Here is an 18910-nt window from a genome sequence, read left to right on the forward strand (position 1 = left end):
AGCGTGCGCTAATCACACTTTTCAGCCCGGGAATATCAATTTTCCTTGTTCTACCCGACTATGGCTGAGTGCGATGCAGGCAATCGAAGTAAAAAACGGCCAGTTTTATTAAAAAGAAAAAGGGAGGGCATCCATGCCCTCCCCTCCGCTTTTCACGCGTCTGCGACAGTACTGATCAGGACCTCAAGTGGCGAGAATGAAGTCTGCGGCAGTGACGGTTGTTGCATCGGCCACACCGACCAGGCGGATGGAGTCAGCTATTCCTGCGGAGCTGATCAAGGTATCCGCACCGACATCGGTGATGATGACGCTGCCGGCAAAGGTCGCAGCAGTGACACCGAACGCGGAAATATCGAGCAGGTCCTGGCCGCCCACCGCGTTGGCATCGAAGCCGATGATCTGATCGGCCCCGAAGCCCGATGCGAACATGAAGATATCGTTGCCACTGCTGGCAACCATCACGTCGTTGCCGGCACCGCCGGTGACCGTATTGTTGCCAGTACCGCCATCGATAAAGTCATTGCCGGTACCACCCAACAATGTGTCGTTACCGTCACCACCGAGCAGCGTGTCGTTGCCTGTTCCACCATTCAAGACATCCGCCCCATCACCGCCATCGAGGCTGTCATCGCCAGTGCCGCCGTTCAGGGTATCCGTGCCAATGCCACCGAACAGTTGGTCGTTACCGGCGTCGCCATTCAGTGTGTCGTTGCCGCCGTTGCCGGTGAGGATGTCGTTGCCGCCGCCACCATTGAGGGTGTCATTACCCACCCCGCCGGTGATGACGTTATTCAACCCGTTACCGTTGCCGACGAAGTTGCCGACTCCGGTGTAGGTCAGATTCTCGACATCAGCGCCCAGCGTGTAGCTGGCCAGCGAAGTCTGCACGGTGTCCACACCGCCACCCGCCACCTCGACCACCACGTCCAAGGCTGCATCGACGACGTAGGTATCGTTGCCGGCTCCCCCCACCAACCGGTCAGCACCTGCACCGCCATTGAGGAAGTCGTTACCCACCCCACCGGTGATGGTGTTGGCTAGCGCGTTACCGGTACCGGTGAAGTTACCGGCGCCCGTATAGGTCAGGTTCTCGACGTTGGCACCGAGCAGGTAGTTCGTCAGACTGGTTTGCACCAGATCGGTACCACCACCCAGCGCCTCGGTGACAACGTCACCGACGTTGTCGACCACAAACGTGTCGTTGCCAGCACCGCCGTTCATGGCATCCGCGCCGAGCCCACCGTTGAGGACGTCGTTGCCGTCCTCGCCATTGAGGACGTCGTTGTCGTCTCCGCCGTTGAGGATGTCGTTGCCAGTGCCACCAAACAACTGGTCGATACCGGCGAGGCCATTCAGCGTATCGTTCCCGCCCAGGCCAAGCAGCACATCGTTACCCGCGGTGCCGGTGAGGGTGTTCGCCAAAGCATTGCCCTGCAGTACCACGCCCTGTACCACAACCGCCGCCGTCGCCGCCGAGGTCACCGACTCCAGCGTGCCGAAGCCATCGGTGTAGCGCACGATCACTCGCAGTTGCAGATTGACCTGCGCCGCACCAGGGGTGAAGGTCGCAGCCGTCGCGCCGTTGATGTTAGTGAAGGACGCGCCGACACCTTGCTGCCACTGGAAGCTGAAGGTGCCCAGCCCATCCGGATCGGCAATCCCACCCGTCAGCGCGGTCAGCACCTGCCCTTGATCCGGTGTCGTATCGCTGATCAGCAACACGCCTGTCGGTGCATCGTTGACGTTGGCCACCGGCCCCAGGATGTTGGACGAAGCGCTTTCGGCCGCACCGAAGTCATCCACGTAACCGACCACCACGCGCACTGCCTGGCCGACCTGAGCCTGGCCAAGCGCGAACGTGCTACCGGTAGCGCCGGCGATGTTGACGAAGCCAGGCCCGTTGTTCGCCTGCCATTGGTAGGTGAACTGCGGATTGCTGAGGCCATCAATGTCGATGATGCTCGCCGGGTTAGCGGTCAACACCTGGTTCTGCACTGCAAGCCCGGTTACAGTCGGCCCTGCAGTCGGTGCATCGTTGACGTTGTCCACCGGCCCCAGGATGTTGGACGAAACGCTTTCGGCCACACCGAAGTCATCCACGTAACCCATCACCACGCGCACTTCCTGGCCGACCTGAGTCTGGCCAAGCGCGAACGTGCTACCGGTAGCGCCGGCGATGTTGACGAAGCCAAGCCCGTCGTTCGCCTGCCACTGGTAGGTGAACTGCGGATTGCTCAGGCCATCGAGGTCGATGATGCTCGACGGGTCAGCGGTCAACACCTGGTTCTGCACGGCAAGCCCGATAACGGTCGGCCCTTCGGTCGGAGTACTGTTCCCGGACGAGTCGACGATCTCCAGCGTGCCCTTGGCATCCTGGTACACCGCCCGGACGCGGATGTTCAGGCCCGCCACATCGTCCGCCACCCGGTAGGTGGCGCCGATCGCCCGCGATACCTCGCCAGCGGCGACAAAGGTGATGTCTTCATAAACACCCGTACCGGGAATGTTTTCGACCTGCCAGTAGTAAGCCACCCCACCGGTCACAGCGCCGGTCGGGTTGGCCACACTCTGGTTGTCCGCGTCGTGTACCCCCCGATCACTGACGCGCAGCAACTGGCCGGCGACAGGCGTTTCATCACGCACACCGGTGGCAGCATCGATGATTGCCAGATGACCCAATGGGTCGCTGTTTTGGGCGGTGCCCACTCCGGACGATTGCGACACGTCAGCGAACTGCAGACGCTCGATACCCGTCAAGCGATCGACACCATCACGCCCCGCCACCGAGTCGGTCACAATGACAGTGTCGCCATCGATCTCGATACCGTATTCCCCCAAATTACCGGAGAACAACGCAGTGTCGAAGCTGTTATCGCCGGTCAGAATCTCCCGCACGATGACCAACTGACCTGGGTTGTAAGTACCGTTCAGCATCAGCTGCACCATCGGCTCCATGCTGTTGAACGTGGCGATTTCCGGGCCAGTGCCATCAGCGTTCGCCCGTACGCTGATGCGTACGTTCAGCCACTTGTCACCATCGATGATGTCGTCACCACCGCGACCTTCGATCAGGTCGCTACCACTACCGCCGAGGATGATGTTGCCGCCGTCGTAGAACGTCGCTCCGGCTGCCAGCAGATCGGACAGGCCGTTGATCAGGCTGATGTTGGTCAGCACGCTGCCGGTTGCACCCGCGGTAGGCAGCGAAGTTGCATCTTCGTTATCACCACGCAGGAAGTCACCGTGCGATGAACCCGACAGACCTTCCACGATGTCGAAACGCACCAGCGCCGAAGCACCCGAACCCGGCACCGGTGGAACATCGAAAAAGCGGTCGCTGTAATCGATGGTCACGCCCTGGGCGAGGTCCTTGAAGGTTGCCCAGTCATAGCCGGAGCCGCCGATATAGCGGTCACCCATGCCAAGACTGCCGACCATGATGTCGTCGCCGCCTTCGGCATTGAACTTATCGTTCTCGTTACCGCCGATGAATACATCGTTGCCGATCACCGGGTCATTGCCAGCCGGGTCGAAGTTGTCGCCAGGTGCACCGTCCGAAGTGCCCTTCTCGATCCAGTCGTCGCCTTCGTTACCCATGTCCTGTTCGTTGGCTTTGCTGCCCAGGATGAAGTCGTTGCCCTGGCCACCAATGGCCTCGGAAGCGTCCTCACCGGTCACGATGAAGTCATTGCCGAACCCGCCAATGATCAGGTTGATGCCGTTGCCTCCGTGCAGCACGTCGTTGCCGTCGCCCCCCTGGATGTTATCGTCGCCACCGAGGTCGGTGATGATGTCGTCGCCGGCGCCACCGCGCAGTTGGTCGTTGCCGTTACCGCCTTCGATGCGATCGTTGCCGGCATCACCCCAGACAGTGTCATCGCCACCACCCGAAACGAGGATGTCTGCGCCGTTGGTACCGCCCAGCACGATGTGCTCGTCACCCGAGTACCGGATGTAGTTGGCGTCCGGCCCCGCCGTCAGCGGGTTGTCGCGGAACACCACCTGCTGGTTGTTGTCGCTAAGCGGATCGGCGTTGCCCAGGCCATCGTTGTACTGCTTGCTCTGGTCCCTTTCCAGATAGAACGCAGGGTCCGAGAACACCAGGCCCGGCAAGTGCGTGACCGAGGTGTTAGCCATGATCAGCTTGGCGAACGAGTTGCTTTCCAGTTCGGCGTTCATCGACAGGCCAGCGGTACGCTCCAGGTAGTAGAAGCGGTCACCGTCCTGCAGTTTTTCCAGCTGGTTCTCGAACACGAAGTTGAAGGTCGTGCCGAGCATGCCGCCGAACGGAGTTTTCTCTTCGGCCAGGCCGCCGATCCAGAGGTCGATGGCATCGACGCCCGTGATGGTCACTCCCCTCAGATCGTCGGCAGTCCCCAGCACCCCATCCTTGCCGGCCAGCGTCACGTTGGCCCAGTCACCGCTGCCGTTGAGGAAGGCCAAGCGGTCAGACGGCGCATCAGCACCACCAAATACCAGCGCCATAGCTGCAGCGCGTTTTTCTGCCAGCGTGTCCGCCGCCATGATCGTCTCATGCGTGCCATAGGCCGCGATGAAGTTGATCAATGACTCCGGATGTTTGAGGTGCTGCACCAGGTCGACCCAGCTGCTGTACGGCTTGAGTTGGGTATCACCGGTTTGGCTGAAGATGTCGCGGCGGATCGCATTGAGCGAGGGAATCCCTACGTCGCGGCCACGGGCGAGGTTGAGCGCCGGCAGGTCGAGCGGCAGACCGAGCAGGTTATTGCGCAGCGCCTCGGTGACGAACTCATCGATTTCGTTACCGGCCTGGCGAGTCACCCCACGAATGATCGCACTGGTCGCATCCTCTGGCGTCACACCACTGGCGGCGTACTCCAACGGGTTGAGGAACGCCGCGATCAAGCCGATTTGCTGATTCGGATCAGCGCTGTTCGGATCGCCCACCACGTTGAAATTAACGTCGAAGCGATCGACGGTCTCGGTCAGCATCGAGTGGCCAAACCGGTACACGGTGTGGGCGAACTCGGCGACGATCGAGGCATCGAGGTCAACGTCATAGACCTGGGTCGGTGCAAAAAACAGGTCGACCCTTGGCTGGATGGTCCGCGCAAACTCCTCAAACACCAGATGCTGATACTGCATCTCGGTGCCGAACTTGGCAGCCTGGAACAAGCGCTCGCCATTCCACACCAGCGCATCGATCTCAGCCTGGTTGGCTGGCAACGCGTTCACCGGATTGAGCAGCCACTCATTGAGGAAGGCCACGTCACCCGAATCGAGCACGGTGTCCTTGGTCTGCGCGACCAGCCGATTGTGCTCGGAGTGGAAGATCGCATGCACCGTGGTCAGGCCGATGTTCTCGTTGACCCGGCCGTCGCCAGCGATGTAGTGCGCATCCAACAGTTCGTTGTCGTAGGCCAGGTTGGCCCCGGTCTGCGGATTGAACGGCACTGCGTTGCCAATGTCGGTATCCGCGTCAGGCACGAGCACGCCACCGCTGAACACCGGCGCTGCATTGTTGTTAATGTCGACGAGGAACTGGTGACCGGTGCGCACAGCATTGGTCAGGCTAATGGGGGAAAGCGGATTGCCTTCGACAAGGACGTCATCAGCCGTGCCACCAAGACCGTCAGCACCCTTCATCACGACCATCGGGAAGCCGTTCGGCCCCTTGATGAAATTGCCATAGGCGTCAGTCGCCAACAACGGCGCGTTATCGACGTCGGCATCGGTAAGGTGGATACCCAGAATGTCGTTGGCCTGCGCCTTGACCACTTTCCAGGTCGCCATACCACCGATTTCGGTGTCGTCCGAGGTACCATACTTGCCATCCGCCCCCAGGTCACGGTTAGTGATCAGCCTGCCGGTCGCGATGGGGCCGTTGTCTGTCAGCTCATAACCGCGCAGGAACACCTGATGCGAGGGGTGCGAGCTGTAGGTCTGGTTTTGGTCCACGAACGGCGAGGTGGTGTTGGTGTGCTCATGGATATCGTCGGCCGTGCCGAGAACGCCATCCGCCCCTGGCAGGTTGGTCGCGCGGGTCAGCACCATGAAGTTAGTGTGGCCACCAGGCACATACAGCGGATCATCCGGTTGCAGAGGGATGTAGACGGTGCCCGAACCGCCTTTGGTAACCAGGTCCAGACCGTGATCGAAGAACTGCCCGAAGAAGGTCATCCAGGCGTTGAACGGCGCGGACAACCCCGCATCCGCTGTGGTGTTCTCGAACAGGTACACATCGTGGTCGTCGGCAGTACCGAACTGACCATCCATGCCGGGGCTGGCGACTATCCGTACGCCATCCTTGAGCACGTCGTCGTTACCCACCGTGCCGAAGTTGAGCACACCGTCCGCACCCGGGTCGTAAGCCGTGGCGTAGGCCGCCGGGTTGTTCGACGTCTGGTCGACGATCAGATTACTGATGGTGCGCGGCTGCGAGTCAAACACATTGCCGCTGTTCTGCTGGTACGACGATCCCGGGATGGCCGGCGAGCCGGGGCCAAAGAACCCGGCAGGTGCACCTTCCGCCGGATTGAAGACCGGATCGGTCAAGCGCGGAAAGGTGTTATCGGCGGCACCAAACTCGGTGTTGTTAATGCCGTTGAGGTTCATCAGGTTGTTGTTCGAACCATCGACCGCACGCAGGCCCAATGGCGCGCGGATATTCGGGATCAGCGAGAGGATGTCCTGACCGGCCGCGTCGGCCTCGGCAATCTTGATTTGATCAAGAATGAAGTTGAGGTCGGAGCGGACCATGTGAAGGCCTTCGCCACCCGCAGTGGCATCGACTACAGGTGTCGGCGCCGTCGGCACAACCGGCGCGCCGGGAACCACCACGGCCGTCGGCTGCGAGAACACTATTTCAGTCGTGCCATGACCATCCTGGTAGATCGCCTTGACCCGCAGTGACAGCCCGGCAAGGTCCGGTGAGACCTTGAACGAGGTGCCGTCGGCACTTTGGAACGCCAGGTCGCCGGCCGGCAACAGGATGATGTCCTCGAATACGCCGGTGCCTGGATTGGCTTCGAACTGCCAATAGTAGGACACCGAGGTGTTGTTGACAGTACCCTGCAGATTACCCACCGCGATGTTGTTGGCATCGCGTACACCGGCCATGCTCACCGTCAGTGTGTCGCCCACTGTTATCGCGCCGCCGTTTCCGTCCGTGACGGTCGGCCTGCCCACCGGTTGTGCGTTCAGCCCCGTCACCAGCACTCGCTGGCTATCGGCGAACTGCAGGCGTTCGATATGCAGCAGGGTATCGGTGCCGTCGCGAGCCACTACGGTATCCGTCACCGTCCAGACATCGTCCGCCAGATCGGCCGTGCCGCGGGTGTTCTGAGTCACCACATACTCGGACTGAAGCCCGGAGTAAATGGCGGTGTCAAAGGCCGCCCCGCCCGTCGAGGTACCGGGCATGATTTCCCGCACGGCCTTGAGCTGACCCGGGTTATAGGTGCGGTCCAGCATGAGCGGAATCATATCGACCATGCTGTCGAAGGAGGCGATCTCGGGACCGGTATGGTTGACGTCGTCGGCGGCATACACCGCAATTCTGACGTTGATCCATTTGTCGCCATCGATCAGATCATCGCCACCGCGCCCCTCGATCAGGTCACTGCCATTGCCACCGAGGATGATGTTGCCAGTGGCAAAGCCGGTGGTCGGCAAACCGGCATCGGCCAGGAACTGCTCCAGTCCGTGGATCAACGCCACATTGGTCAGCGCACCGCCCGTGGCACCACCGTGGTTGATGAGAGTGACCGCATCAACATCATCGCCTTTGAGCACATCGCCGTATTTCGAACCGGACAAGCCTTCGACCTCGGCAAAACGGTCAAGAATCGAGGCCGGCGAGGCGCCGACCGGATTGAACACCCCGGCGTTCTGGTTTGGCGCGTTGCCGTGTGGTTGTGCCAGCGCGGCCAAGGACAGGTCAACGGTCACGCCGACCCTGTCATTTTTGTAGGTCACCCAGTCGAAACCGGACATGCCGTCCATCTTGTCCTGGGCATCGCTGCCGACAAAGATGTCATCGCCACCCTCGCCGATCATTTCGTCGAAGCCACCGCCACCGACAAAGATGTCGTTGCCGACCACATCGTCAGTGAGCAACGGCGCGAAGTTATCGCCAGGCGCACCGTCCTGGGTGCCCTTCTCGATCCAGTCATCCCCTTCGTTGCCGGTAGGCGGCAGGTTGGTCTTGGCACCGAGGATGAAGTCGTCACCCTGACCGCCGAAGGTCGTGGTGATGTCTTCGGTGGTAACGATAAAGTCCTGCCCATCGCCACCCAGGATCAGGTTGCCTGCAGCCAGCATGCTACCGGCCACGATCACGTCGTTACCGGCATTACCTTCCAGACGGTTGTCGCCGAACGAGTCGGTGATGATGTCATCGCCCGCGCCGCCAAGCACCGCATCGTTGCCGGCGCCACCTTCGAGGCGGTCGTTGCCTGCGTCGCCATAAACAGTGTCATCGCCGTCACCGGAGATGATGATGTCATTACCGGCGGTACCGCCCAGGACGACATGGTCTTCACCGGTGTACTGCAGATAATTACTGTCCAGACCAGGGGTGTCGGGGTTGTCGCGGATCACCAGCGGCACGATTTCCACGCCGTTGATCATGATGCCGCCTGTTGGATCGGCTTTGCCGTCCACGCCAAGGTTAGTGAATTGATTGGCCTGATTCACTTCGAGGCTGAACGTTGGCGTCAGGAACACGGTGTTCGACAGGTGGGTGACATCGGTGTTGAGCATGATCAGCTTGGCAAAGGAGTTGTTCTCCAACTCGGTGCCGAAGTGCAGGCCCGCGGTACGCGACAGGTAGTAGAAGCGGTCGCCGTTCTGCAACGCCTCCAACTGGGTTTCAAACACGAAGTTGAACGTCGAGCCGAGCATGCCGCCGAACGGCATTTTCTTTTCGGCGAGGCCACCGACCCAGAAGTCGATGTCGTCGAGACCCGTGATCGTCACACCCGTCACGTCGTCGGCAGTCCCCATCAGCCCATCCTTGCCGGCCAGCGTTACGTTGGCATAGTCACCGGTGCTGTTGAGGAAGGCCAGGCGGTCAGCCGGTGAACCCGCACCGCCGAATACCAGCGCCAAGGCTGCAGCGCGTTTGTCTGCCAGTGTGGTCGCCGCCGTAATCGTGTCATGCGTGCCAAAGGCAGCGATGAAGTTGACCAACGACTCGGGGTGCTTGAGGTGGTCGGCAAAGTCAGCCCAACTGATGTACGGCTTGAGTTGGCTGTCGCCGGTCGATGCGTACATCTCACGGCGCGCTTCATTCAACGTGGGGATGCCCGTGTCGCGACCACGCGCCATGTTCAGGGCCGGCAAATCGAGCGGCAGGCCGAGCAGATTGTTGCGCAACGCTTCGGTGACGAACTCGTCGATCTCGTTGCCGAGCTGACGGGTCACACCACGAATGATCGCCCCTGCCGCTTCGTCCGCCGTCGCCCCGCTGCCGGCAAACGCCAGCGGGTTGAGGAAGGCCGCGATCAGACCCATTTGCGAGTCCGGGTTGTTCGGGTCAGTGAGGAGCGGATTGAACTCGGGGTCGAAGCGATCGACGGTCTCGGTCAACATCGAGTGACCGAAGCGGTACACCACGTGGGCGAACTCGGCGAGGATTGCCGGGTTGATCGAAGTGTCATACCCGTTGGGGGCAAGGAATCCATCTATCTGCGGCTGAACGGTCCGCGCGAATTCCTCGAACACCAGGTGCTGGTACTGCATCTCGGTGCCGAACTTGGCGGCCTGGAACAGGCGTTCGCCGTCCCACACCAACGCCGCGATTTCGGCGGGTGTAGTCGGTATCGCGGCCACGTCGTCCACCAGCCACTCATTGAGGAAGGCCAGATCGCCGGCGGCAAGGAGGGTGTCCTTGGTTTGCTGGACCAGGCGGTTGTGCTCGGAGTGGAACACATGGTGCACGGTGGTCAGGCCGATGTTCTCGTTCACCCGGCCGTCGCCGGCAATGTAGTGAGCGTCGAGCAGTTCGTTGTCGTAGGTCAGGTTGTTGCCGCCCGCGCCAACCGGCTGCGCATTACCGATATCAGTGTCAGCATCCGCCTGCAGAACCCCGCCGACGACTACCGGCGCGGCATTGTGGGCGATGTCGTCGAGGAAGCCATGCCCGGCGCTCACGGCGTTGGCCAGGCTGATCGGAGTATCCCGGTTGCCTTCGACCAGTTGAGTGACGTCATCAGCTGTCCCGGCGATCCCGTCAGCACCGTTACTGACGCGCATCACCACCTGCGGCATGCCGCTCGCCCCCCGGATGAAGTTGCCATACGCATCGGTTGCCAGCAGCGGCACGCTGTGCACATCGGCGTCGGTCAGGTTGATACCGAGAATGTCACGGGCCTGGGCCTTGACCACTGCCCAGGTCGCCATGCCGCCATTTTCGCCGTCGCCATCATCGGCCGTGCCGAACTTGCCATCGCCGCCGAGATCGCGGTTGGTAATCAAGCGTCCCGTTGCAACAGGGTCACCTGCCGCGTTGAGGACATACTCGCGCAGGAACACCTGATGCGAGGGGTGCGAGCTGTAAGTCTGGCTTTGGTCCACGAACGGCGAGGTGGTGTTGGGCTGGCCATCATCGGCAGTGCCGAGTATTCCGTCCGCGCCGGGGGTATGCACTGCACGTGGCAGCACCATGAAGTTGGTCGGGCTGCCCAGTACGTACAACGGATCGTCCGGCTGCAGCGGAATAAACACGAAGTCGGTACTGCTCTTGGTGACCAGGTCGAGACCGTGGTCGAAGAACTGGCCAAAGAAGGTCATCCACGAGTTGAAGCCGGCGGTCAGACCAACGTCCGGCGACACGTTGGGGATGAAGAACACTTCCTTGTCGTCGGCCGTGCCGAACACGCCATCCAGACCGGGGCTGATCACCGGGTCTGCACCGCCGTTCGCCGCTACTGCGGCCGGGTTGTTGGCGGTCTGGTCGACGATCAGGTTACTGATAATCCGTGGCTGCGGGTCGGTCACATTCCCTGACGCGGCATAGGCCGCTCGATACTGGGCATCAAGCAGGCGCAGGAAGGAATTGTCCGCAGCGCCAAACTCGCTTTGCCCGGCGACCAGGTTGTTGTAGCTGCCATCGACGGTTCGCAGGCCGAATGGCACCTGACTGTTGGGTAGCAAATCACTGAGGCTGGCGCCGTCGGCATGCGCTTCTGCGATGAAGATTTGTTTGAGGATGAATTCCAGGTCCGACTTGTTGAAATTGGCCATTTTGATTGCCCTCGATCTCTTTGGGGAAAGGACACGGGACGATAAGAATCCTCCCACGCCCAGTCCGGTGCTGGCTTGCGGAGTGTGTTGGTTCTTTTTTTTGGCGAGCGCTGGCGCGGGATGGCAGAGCCGTTACACGGCCCCCCGGGATGCGCGCCTGGAATTCGCGAAAGAATGGCTCGCTGAGCGATTAGGCAGAGCGAGTCCTAGCCCTGGGTGGGCCATGGAAACTTGAAGTAACGGCGAATTTCTTGAATAGCCCCTTCACTCCGCAGAACGAAATCATCGACATGGTGCGCTCCCTCGGGAAAATCACCACGTCTTGCGTTGCCAAAAAGTTGACAGGCTTCAGGCGGGCGGCTCCCTCAATTGAGTGAGACTAAAGTTGCAGAGTAAAAAATTGTCAATTTTACGACACACAAAACAGACGATTGGTAGCAGACCTTTCAACTAGCTGTTTTTATAGGACTTATAGAAAGTTCATTGCGACATTAGAGCGAAATGTTATTTCAGATTGTTTCGACGACACCTACGCTGCTAGCCATGAGAGCGACGCAGTGATTTGCAGGTGATGCGCCCCTAGAGCGACCAACCTGCGTATCAACCAGCTGCCTGCGGAACTGCATTTGTTAGTTGTTGCGCCGCAAGGGCAAACGGCTTTTTGAAGAGGGGTCACCCAAAATGCACAAACAATCGAGCACTCGATCAGAACTGGCTGACGCGCTTTTTCGACTTCGCCGTAGTTTTTACTCGCTGGCAGGGTTCAGCGGCGTCATCAACGTCATGATGTTGACGCCAGCTATTTATATGCTGCAGGTCTACGATCGGGCCTTGGTCAGTCGCAACGTCACAACGTTGACGATGTTGACCATTCTGGTGATAGGCCTGTTCTTGCTGATGGCCACGCTGGAAATGTTCCGCACCCGCGTGCTGATCCGGGTCGGCAACAACCTCGACATGGACCTCAATCGACGCATTTTCACCGCAGCATTCGAGCGCAACCTGAGCCGCGCCGGAGGTAATCCGGCCCAGGCCCTGCAGGATCTCGCGCAGGTGCGACAGTTCCTCACCGGCAATGGCCTGTTCGCTTTCTTTGATGCGCCATGGACGCCGATCTACCTGCTGGTCGCCTATCTGATCCACCCGCTGCTCGGACTGGTCACGCTGATCGGCTCGCTGATTCTGGTGGGCCTGGCTTATCTCACCGAGAAGGCGACGCAAAAGCCACTGGCCGAAGCCAATCAGGCCGCCCTCTCCTCCGCCAGCTACGCCAACAACAACCTGCGCAACGCCGAGGTCATCGAGGCCATGGGCATGCTGCCTTCGATCGGAAAGCGCTGGTACCAAAGCCATTTGCGCATACTGGAAATGCAGACCTTGGCCTCCGACCGTGCCGCCCTGATCAGCAGCACCGGGCGCTTCGTGCGGATCACTTTGCAGTCGCTGATCCTCGGCGCCGGCGCGCTGCTGGCGATCGAAGGCAAGATCACCCCCGGGATGATGATTGCTTGCTCGATCCTCACCGGCCGCGCGCTGGGCCCGGTGGAACAAGTCATCGCGTCGTGGAAGCAGCTGCTTGGCTGCCGTTCGGCTTGGGGGCGGTTGAACGAGATGCTGAACGACTATCCGCGCCGGCCACCGAGCATGTCGCTGCAGCGGCCGCTGGGCATGCTGGCGGTGGAGAATGTGTTTGCCGGTGCCCCCGGCACCGGCAACACGATTCTGCGCGGAGTGAGCTTCAACCTTTCCCCCGGCGAAAGCCTTGGCATTATCGGTCCATCCGCCTCGGGCAAATCCACCCTCGCCCGCCTGTTGGTCGGCGTGTGGCCGGCACAGGCCGGCAAAGTGCGCCTGGACGGCGCGGACATATTCACCTGGAACAAGGGCGAACTTGGCCCCTGGCTCGGTTACCTGCCACAGGACGTGGAGCTGTTCGAGGGCACCATCGCCGACAACATTGCGCGCTTTGGCGAAGTGGACAGCGACGCAGTCATCCGCGCCGCCAGGACTACTGGGGTGCACGAGATGATCCTGCGTTTGGCACAGGGTTATGAGACCCGTCTTGGCACCGATGGCAGCCCGCTTTCCGGTGGTCAGAAGCAACGCATCGCCTTGGCCCGCGCGCTGTATGGAGAACCCAATCTGATTGTGCTGGACGAGCCGAACGCCAACCTCGACGACGTCGGTGAAAAGGCCTTGGTCGATGCGCTGGCCCAACTCAAAAACCGCGGCGCCACCGTCATTCTGATTTCCCACCGTCCCAATGTGCTCTGCGCCGTCGATAAGGTGCTGATGCTGCGCGACGGCGGCGTGCAGATGCTCGGCACTCGCGACGAAGTATTCGCAGCGCTGCGCAAGGCCAGTGTGATGCCTGCAGGCGCGTCAACTCCGCTGGCCTCCGTCAAAGCACGGGAGTAACCGATCATGCAAATGAGCCAACACACCGACATGATTCTCACCGATTCCAGGAACGTGGTGGATCTGGACGTCGGTAAACCCGTGCGCTGGGGCATGTTGCTGATGCTCGCCGGCTTCGGCGGCTTCCTCCTGTGGTCCTGGCTGGCGCCGCTGGATGCCGGCGTGGTAGCGACAGGCACGGTAAAAATCACCAGCAATCGCAAAGCCGTGCAGCATCTGAGCGGCGGTACCGTGGAGGCCATTCTTGTTCGCGAAGGCGATGCAGTGAAAAAAGGCCAGGAAGTGGTCCGCCTCGATTCGCTGCGTGCCGTTGCCGAACAGGGTGCGGTCAGCGCCCAGTACATCGTCAGCAAGACGGTGGAAAACCGCCTGGAAGCGGAACGTGACGGCCGCGATGTGGTGAACTACGATCCCGAATTGCTCAAGCGCTTCGGGAATGACCACCGCCTGGTGGCCGCCATGGATCTGCAACAACGCCTGCTGGACACCCGACGCGCCGGCCTCGCTGGCGAAATTAGCATCCTGCAGGAGAACCTCGCGGCGTCGGCGGTGCAGCTCAAGGGACTGCAGCAGGTCTTTGGCGCCCGCGCCTCGCAGATCAACTTCCTCGACCAGGAACTGAAAGGCACCCGCACGCTGGCGGCCGAAGGCTATGTCCCGCGCAACCGTCTGCTTGAGCTGGAACGCAGCAATGCCGACCTCTCCGCCGGCCAGGCCGAGAACCTCAACAACATCGCTCGCGTGCGTAGCCAGACCACCGAAATCAAACTGCGCATCCTGCAGCGCCAGCACGATTACCTGAAGGAAATCGAATCGCAGCTCACCGATACTGCCAAGGAAAACACCACCCTGGCCGACCGTTTGCGTGCGCTGGATTATGAAGTGACCCACACGGTGATTCGGTCGCCCATCGATGGCATGGTCCAGTCCCTGAGCATTGCTACGATCGGCGGGATCATTCAGCCCGGCTTCAAGATCATGGAAGTCGTTCCGGACAACGAACCGCTGCAGGTCGACGCGATGATTCCCGTGCAGGCCATCGACAAGATGGTCCCCGGCCTGGCCGTGGACATCGCCTTCCCGGCCTTCAACCATGCCCGGACGCCCAACATACCCGGCCGCGTGAAGACCATCTCCGCCGACCGCCTGCTCGACGAGGAAAGCAAGCAACCGTTCTATCTGGCTCAGGTGGAAGTTACGCCCGATGGCATGAGCCTTCTTGGACGCAATCACATTCGTCCCGGTATGCCCGCCAGCGTCACCATCAAGACTGGCGAGCGCAACATGATGAGCTATCTTCTCAAACCAATGCTTGAGCGTGTTGACAGCTCCTTCAAGGAACAATGAAATGGACCGTCATTGCCTGTTCTTCAGCCTGCTGGCGCTGTCCCTCCCGACCTGCGCCATGGACCTCAAACAAGCCTGGGATCTGTTGCAATACCAAGGCCCCGTCTATCGCGCCGCCGTGCATGAAAAAGAGGCCGGTGCGCAAAACCGCGACATCGGCTTGGCCGGCCTGCTACCGCAGATCAATGCCTCGGCCTACGACAACAAGGTCAATGGCACCCAACGCCAGAGCGGCGTCGAAAGAGATCTCGACTACACCTCCAAGGGCGCTAACGTGCGCCTGCGCCAGCCGCTGTTCAACAAACAGAAGATGGCCGAGTACCGCCAAGGCAAGCAGCGTGTCGACTACAGCATCGCGGTGTTCGATGCCAAGAGTCAGGACGCCGCAGTACGCCTGGCTGAAAGCTATTTCGACGTGCTCCTGGCCAGCGAAACCATCACCCTTGCCAAGTCCAAACTGAACGCCTTCGACGAGCAACTCGCCTCGGCGAAACGGCGCATGGAGTTGGGGGCCGGCACCGTCACCGACATCGACGAGTCAGCCGCTCGCCGCGACCTCGCCGAGGTTGAGCTGATCGAAGCGCAGGACAACCAGGTCAACGCGCGCCGCAAGCTTGAGGAATTTATCGGTGAAACCCCCGAATCGCTGACCACCTTGCGTCCGAGCTTCGATACACCACCGCTGCTACCAAGCAACCTGCAAGACTGGTTAGTCAAAGCCCAGACCGACAGCCCGCTGATCCATGCGCGCCGTCATAGCAGTGACCTCGCCGAAGAAGAAGTGAAGCGCGCCAAGGCAGGCCACTGGCCAACACTGGATTTCGTTGCCGGCTACACCGCGGGTCAAAGCCAATCAATCTCCGAGTTGAATCAACGCAACCACTACGGCTCAATCGGGCTGGAAGTAAACTTCCCGTTGTACAGCGGTGGCGGCACCAGCGCGTTGACACGCCAGGCCAGCGCCAATAGCTATAAGGCCCTGGACGAACTCGACGCCACGCGCCAGGAAGTCATCACCGGTACCACCCGTGAGTATCACGGCGTACAGAGCGGCGCCCAACGTATTCACGCGCTGGAGAGAGCAGTGGAGTCCAACGAACGCTCACTGACTTCGACACGCAAGGGCTTCAAAGAAGGAGGCACCAGCACCAACTCGGACGTCCTCAATGCCGAAGAGCTGCTCTTCGTTGCGCGCCACGATCTGTTCGAGGCCAAGCTGCGCTATTTGATGTCGCACCTGCGCCTGGCCTCTTCGGTGGGCAGTTTGGGCGACGACGATATCGACCGAATCAACAACTACCTCGGCCCGGAACTGTTGGTCACCAACTGACGCTCACCTGCGCGGCACTTCTACAAGGTGGTCGGCAAAACCCAGGCACAACAAGCCGTAACACGATCTGTAGCAGCTGGCGAAGCCTGCGTTCGGTTCGGGCCGCGTTCGGACGAAGCAGTCGTGAAATCAGACGACGAGGTGCTTCAGGAAGACCTCGCGCTCAGGTTTTACGACTGCTCCGCAGCCGAACGCAGGCTTCGCCAGCTGCTACAAAGTTTGCGTTGCGGCTGAAAATTGCCCCCCCCGATTCCGGAGTGAACTCCCCCACTAATGGGTGTCGTTCCCCCAGTATTCGCGTCTCGATTAGCACAAAATTTCAGCCTATGACCAATGTTTGCTGGACCTTCAGGTCATTGCACATGTTTTGTCACAGTCCTTGCAACGTAATAACCGAGTGAGCTTCTCCCTCGGGGAAACGTTTATGAACCACCCCACATACAAACACGCACCCAGGCCGGGGGAATTACTGGCAGCCTTTGTCCATAACCTGATCTACCGGGTGATCAAACCTTTCGTTCGCCGTTTTTTATGCTTTCTAGCCTGCCTGCTGACGGTAACGCTGGTGGCGGCCGACGAACCTCAGGGCAATGACAATCAGGATAATGAGAAGTGGCTGGAGCCGGCACGCTCCAGGCTCATGCATGTGATTGGCGGGATGCCGTTCTTTCCGCATCGGGCCAATACCCCCGGCAACCTGGTTTTGAACGTAAAAGACTTCGACAATGCTCAGGTATGTGGCGCTTGCCATACGGAGATCTACAAGCAGTGGCGCTCGTCGATGATGTCCCAAGCCTGGGATGAACCCATCTATCGGGCCTTGCTCAAGCGTGCGAGTTCGGCCACCGAGGGGAAAGTCGATAACTTTTGCACCGGCTGCCATACCCCGATCGGTCTCACGACCGGGCAAATCAATTCGGAAATCAACCGCTCCTCGATTGAAGACAGCACGAAAAATCATCCGATGCCTGGGGTCGATTGCGAGACCTGCCACAACATTAGTGCCCGCACGGGCCTCGATAACGGCGCCTATGTCCTGAGCCCTCGAGCGCACGGTAAACCGACCAAGTTCGGCCCGCGTAAAGATGCCGTTTCGCCCTATCACGACACCGTATATTCCGCTCTGCACACGCGCTCGGACTTTTGCGGCACCTGCCACAACGTCACGCACCCGTTCAGCAGTGTGGCGGTCGAGCGCACCTATGACGAATGGCAGGAAAGCTCCTACAGCCTTAACGATGTAACCTGCCAGAGCTGCCATATGCCGGTTTTTGCGGGTAAGGCCGCGATCATGGGGCCAGACCGCGAGCAGGTCTCCTCGCATTGGTTCAGCGGAGCCAATGCCATGATGCTCAAGCATCTCGGTCAGGAAGCGGGCGCGCAACGCGCGCGCGATATGCTCGCGCGCGCGGGGGAAATAACGTTCCAGCAACTGCCGTCAACCATCATTCCCGGGCAATACACCTCGGTAGCCGTGAAAGTTGCCAATGTTGGCGCCGGGCACAAGCTGCCGACCGGATTTCCGGAGGGACGGGAGATGTGGATCGACTTCCGGGTGCTGGATGCCAGTGGTCGCGAGCTCTATCGGCTGGGCTCGATCAAGGACGGCAAGACCGAGGTCAATACGCGAAACTTCAAAGTGCACATAGGCGACAAGGACGGCAATCCGTTGGATGTCGAGGTCTGGAATGCTACGCAAATTCTCTCGGACAACCGCATTCTGCCCAAGGGCTACGATATTGGGGAGTTCTCCTTCCTGGTGCCGGCCGACGCCGTCGGACCGCTCACCTTGACTGCCGAACTGAACTACTGGCCATTTTCGCAGAAGCTGGCCGACTACCTGCTTGGCAAGGATAAGTTGCAGGTGGAAATCACCCAGATGGCCAAAGTCACACAGAGCATCCCCCTGTCGACAAGTCTGCCAGTCGTCGGTGCAAACACTGCGCACTTTTAGCTGCGCAGTGTCGACGTCGAGGTGAACACGTCAAAACGGGGGCGGCCCCCCGCGACATGTTCGGGGTAGTTTCAGATATGGATTTCGCTGGTCGGGATAACGTCGATCCGCGCCACGGGCCCCGTCAAGTGCGCCAGGTCTGCGTTGTGCTCGGCGATGATGTCTTCAGCGGCGAGGTTGCCGTTGTCGACGGTGGAATGCGCATCGGCGGCGAGCACCACGTCATAGCTCAGCTTAAGGGCCTGGCGGACGGTGGCATTGACGCAGTAGTCGGTTTGCAGGCCGCAGATGATCAGGCGGTCAGTGCCAAAATCTTGCAGTTGGGCTTGCAAGTGGGTCTGGTAGAACGAGTCTCGAGTGGTTTTTCGCACGTGAAGGTCTTGCGGCGAAGTCTTCAGGCTTTCGGCCAGTTGCCAGCCTTCGGAACCGTGTTGCAGCAGGTCGCCCTTTTCTTCGTGCTGGATGAGGATGACCGGGATGCCTGCTTCGCGAGCCTTGGCACTGAGGCCATTGATGTTCTCGATAACTCGCTTGATCTCAAAGCAGGCGTACTCGCCAGTGCACAGGGCGCGCTGGACGTCGATGATCAGCAGTGCGGTAGCCATGGTCCCTTCCTTGAAAAGTCAGTGGATCAG

General features: G+C 60.2%; 6 protein-coding genes. 4 read left to right on the forward strand and 2 right to left on the reverse strand.

All coding sequences use genetic code 11. From position 1 onward, the window contains the following. Nucleotides 1-183: 183 nt before the first annotated feature. On the reverse strand, nucleotides 184-11226 hold the full coding sequence (locus tag ACYZTZ_RS17360; protein WP_461999143.1) for a peroxidase family protein: 11043 nt from the start codon (nucleotides 11224-11226) through the stop codon (nucleotides 184-186). A 681-nt stretch (nucleotides 11227-11907) separates the two neighbouring features. Here ACYZTZ_RS17360 and ACYZTZ_RS17365 point away from each other — a divergent pair. The 4 genes from ACYZTZ_RS17365 to ACYZTZ_RS17380 all read left to right on the forward strand — a co-directional run bounded on the left by ACYZTZ_RS17365 (nucleotide 11908) and on the right by ACYZTZ_RS17380 (nucleotide 18275). Beyond that, nucleotides 11908-13644: a type I secretion system permease/ATPase gene (locus ACYZTZ_RS17365; protein ID WP_461999144.1), complete on the forward strand. Its 1737-nt coding sequence runs from the start codon at nucleotides 11908-11910 to the stop codon at nucleotides 13642-13644. Between the two features lie 6 nt (nucleotides 13645-13650). Then, complete coding sequence (locus tag ACYZTZ_RS17370; RefSeq protein WP_461999145.1) at nucleotides 13651-14991, forward strand: HlyD family type I secretion periplasmic adaptor subunit; 1341 nt, start codon at nucleotides 13651-13653, stop codon at nucleotides 14989-14991. 1 nt (nucleotide 14992) lies between these two features. After that, complete coding sequence (locus tag ACYZTZ_RS17375) at nucleotides 14993-16321, forward strand: TolC family outer membrane protein (RefSeq protein WP_461999146.1); 1329 nt, start codon at nucleotides 14993-14995, stop codon at nucleotides 16319-16321. A 424-nt stretch (nucleotides 16322-16745) separates the two neighbouring features. After that, nucleotides 16746-18275 (forward strand): multiheme c-type cytochrome, encoded by a 1530-nt coding sequence (locus ACYZTZ_RS17380; RefSeq protein WP_461999147.1) that lies wholly within the window; start codon nucleotides 16746-16748, stop codon nucleotides 18273-18275. A gap of 71 nt (nucleotides 18276-18346) precedes the next feature. On the opposite strand, the gene ACYZTZ_RS17385 is transcribed toward ACYZTZ_RS17380, so the two are convergent. Further along, complete coding sequence (locus ACYZTZ_RS17385; protein WP_461999148.1) at nucleotides 18347-18880, reverse strand: cysteine hydrolase family protein; 534 nt, start codon at nucleotides 18878-18880, stop codon at nucleotides 18347-18349. Nucleotides 18881-18910: the final 30 nt, after the last annotated feature.

It is taken from the genome of Pseudomonas sp. LB3P58 (assembly GCF_054897895.1).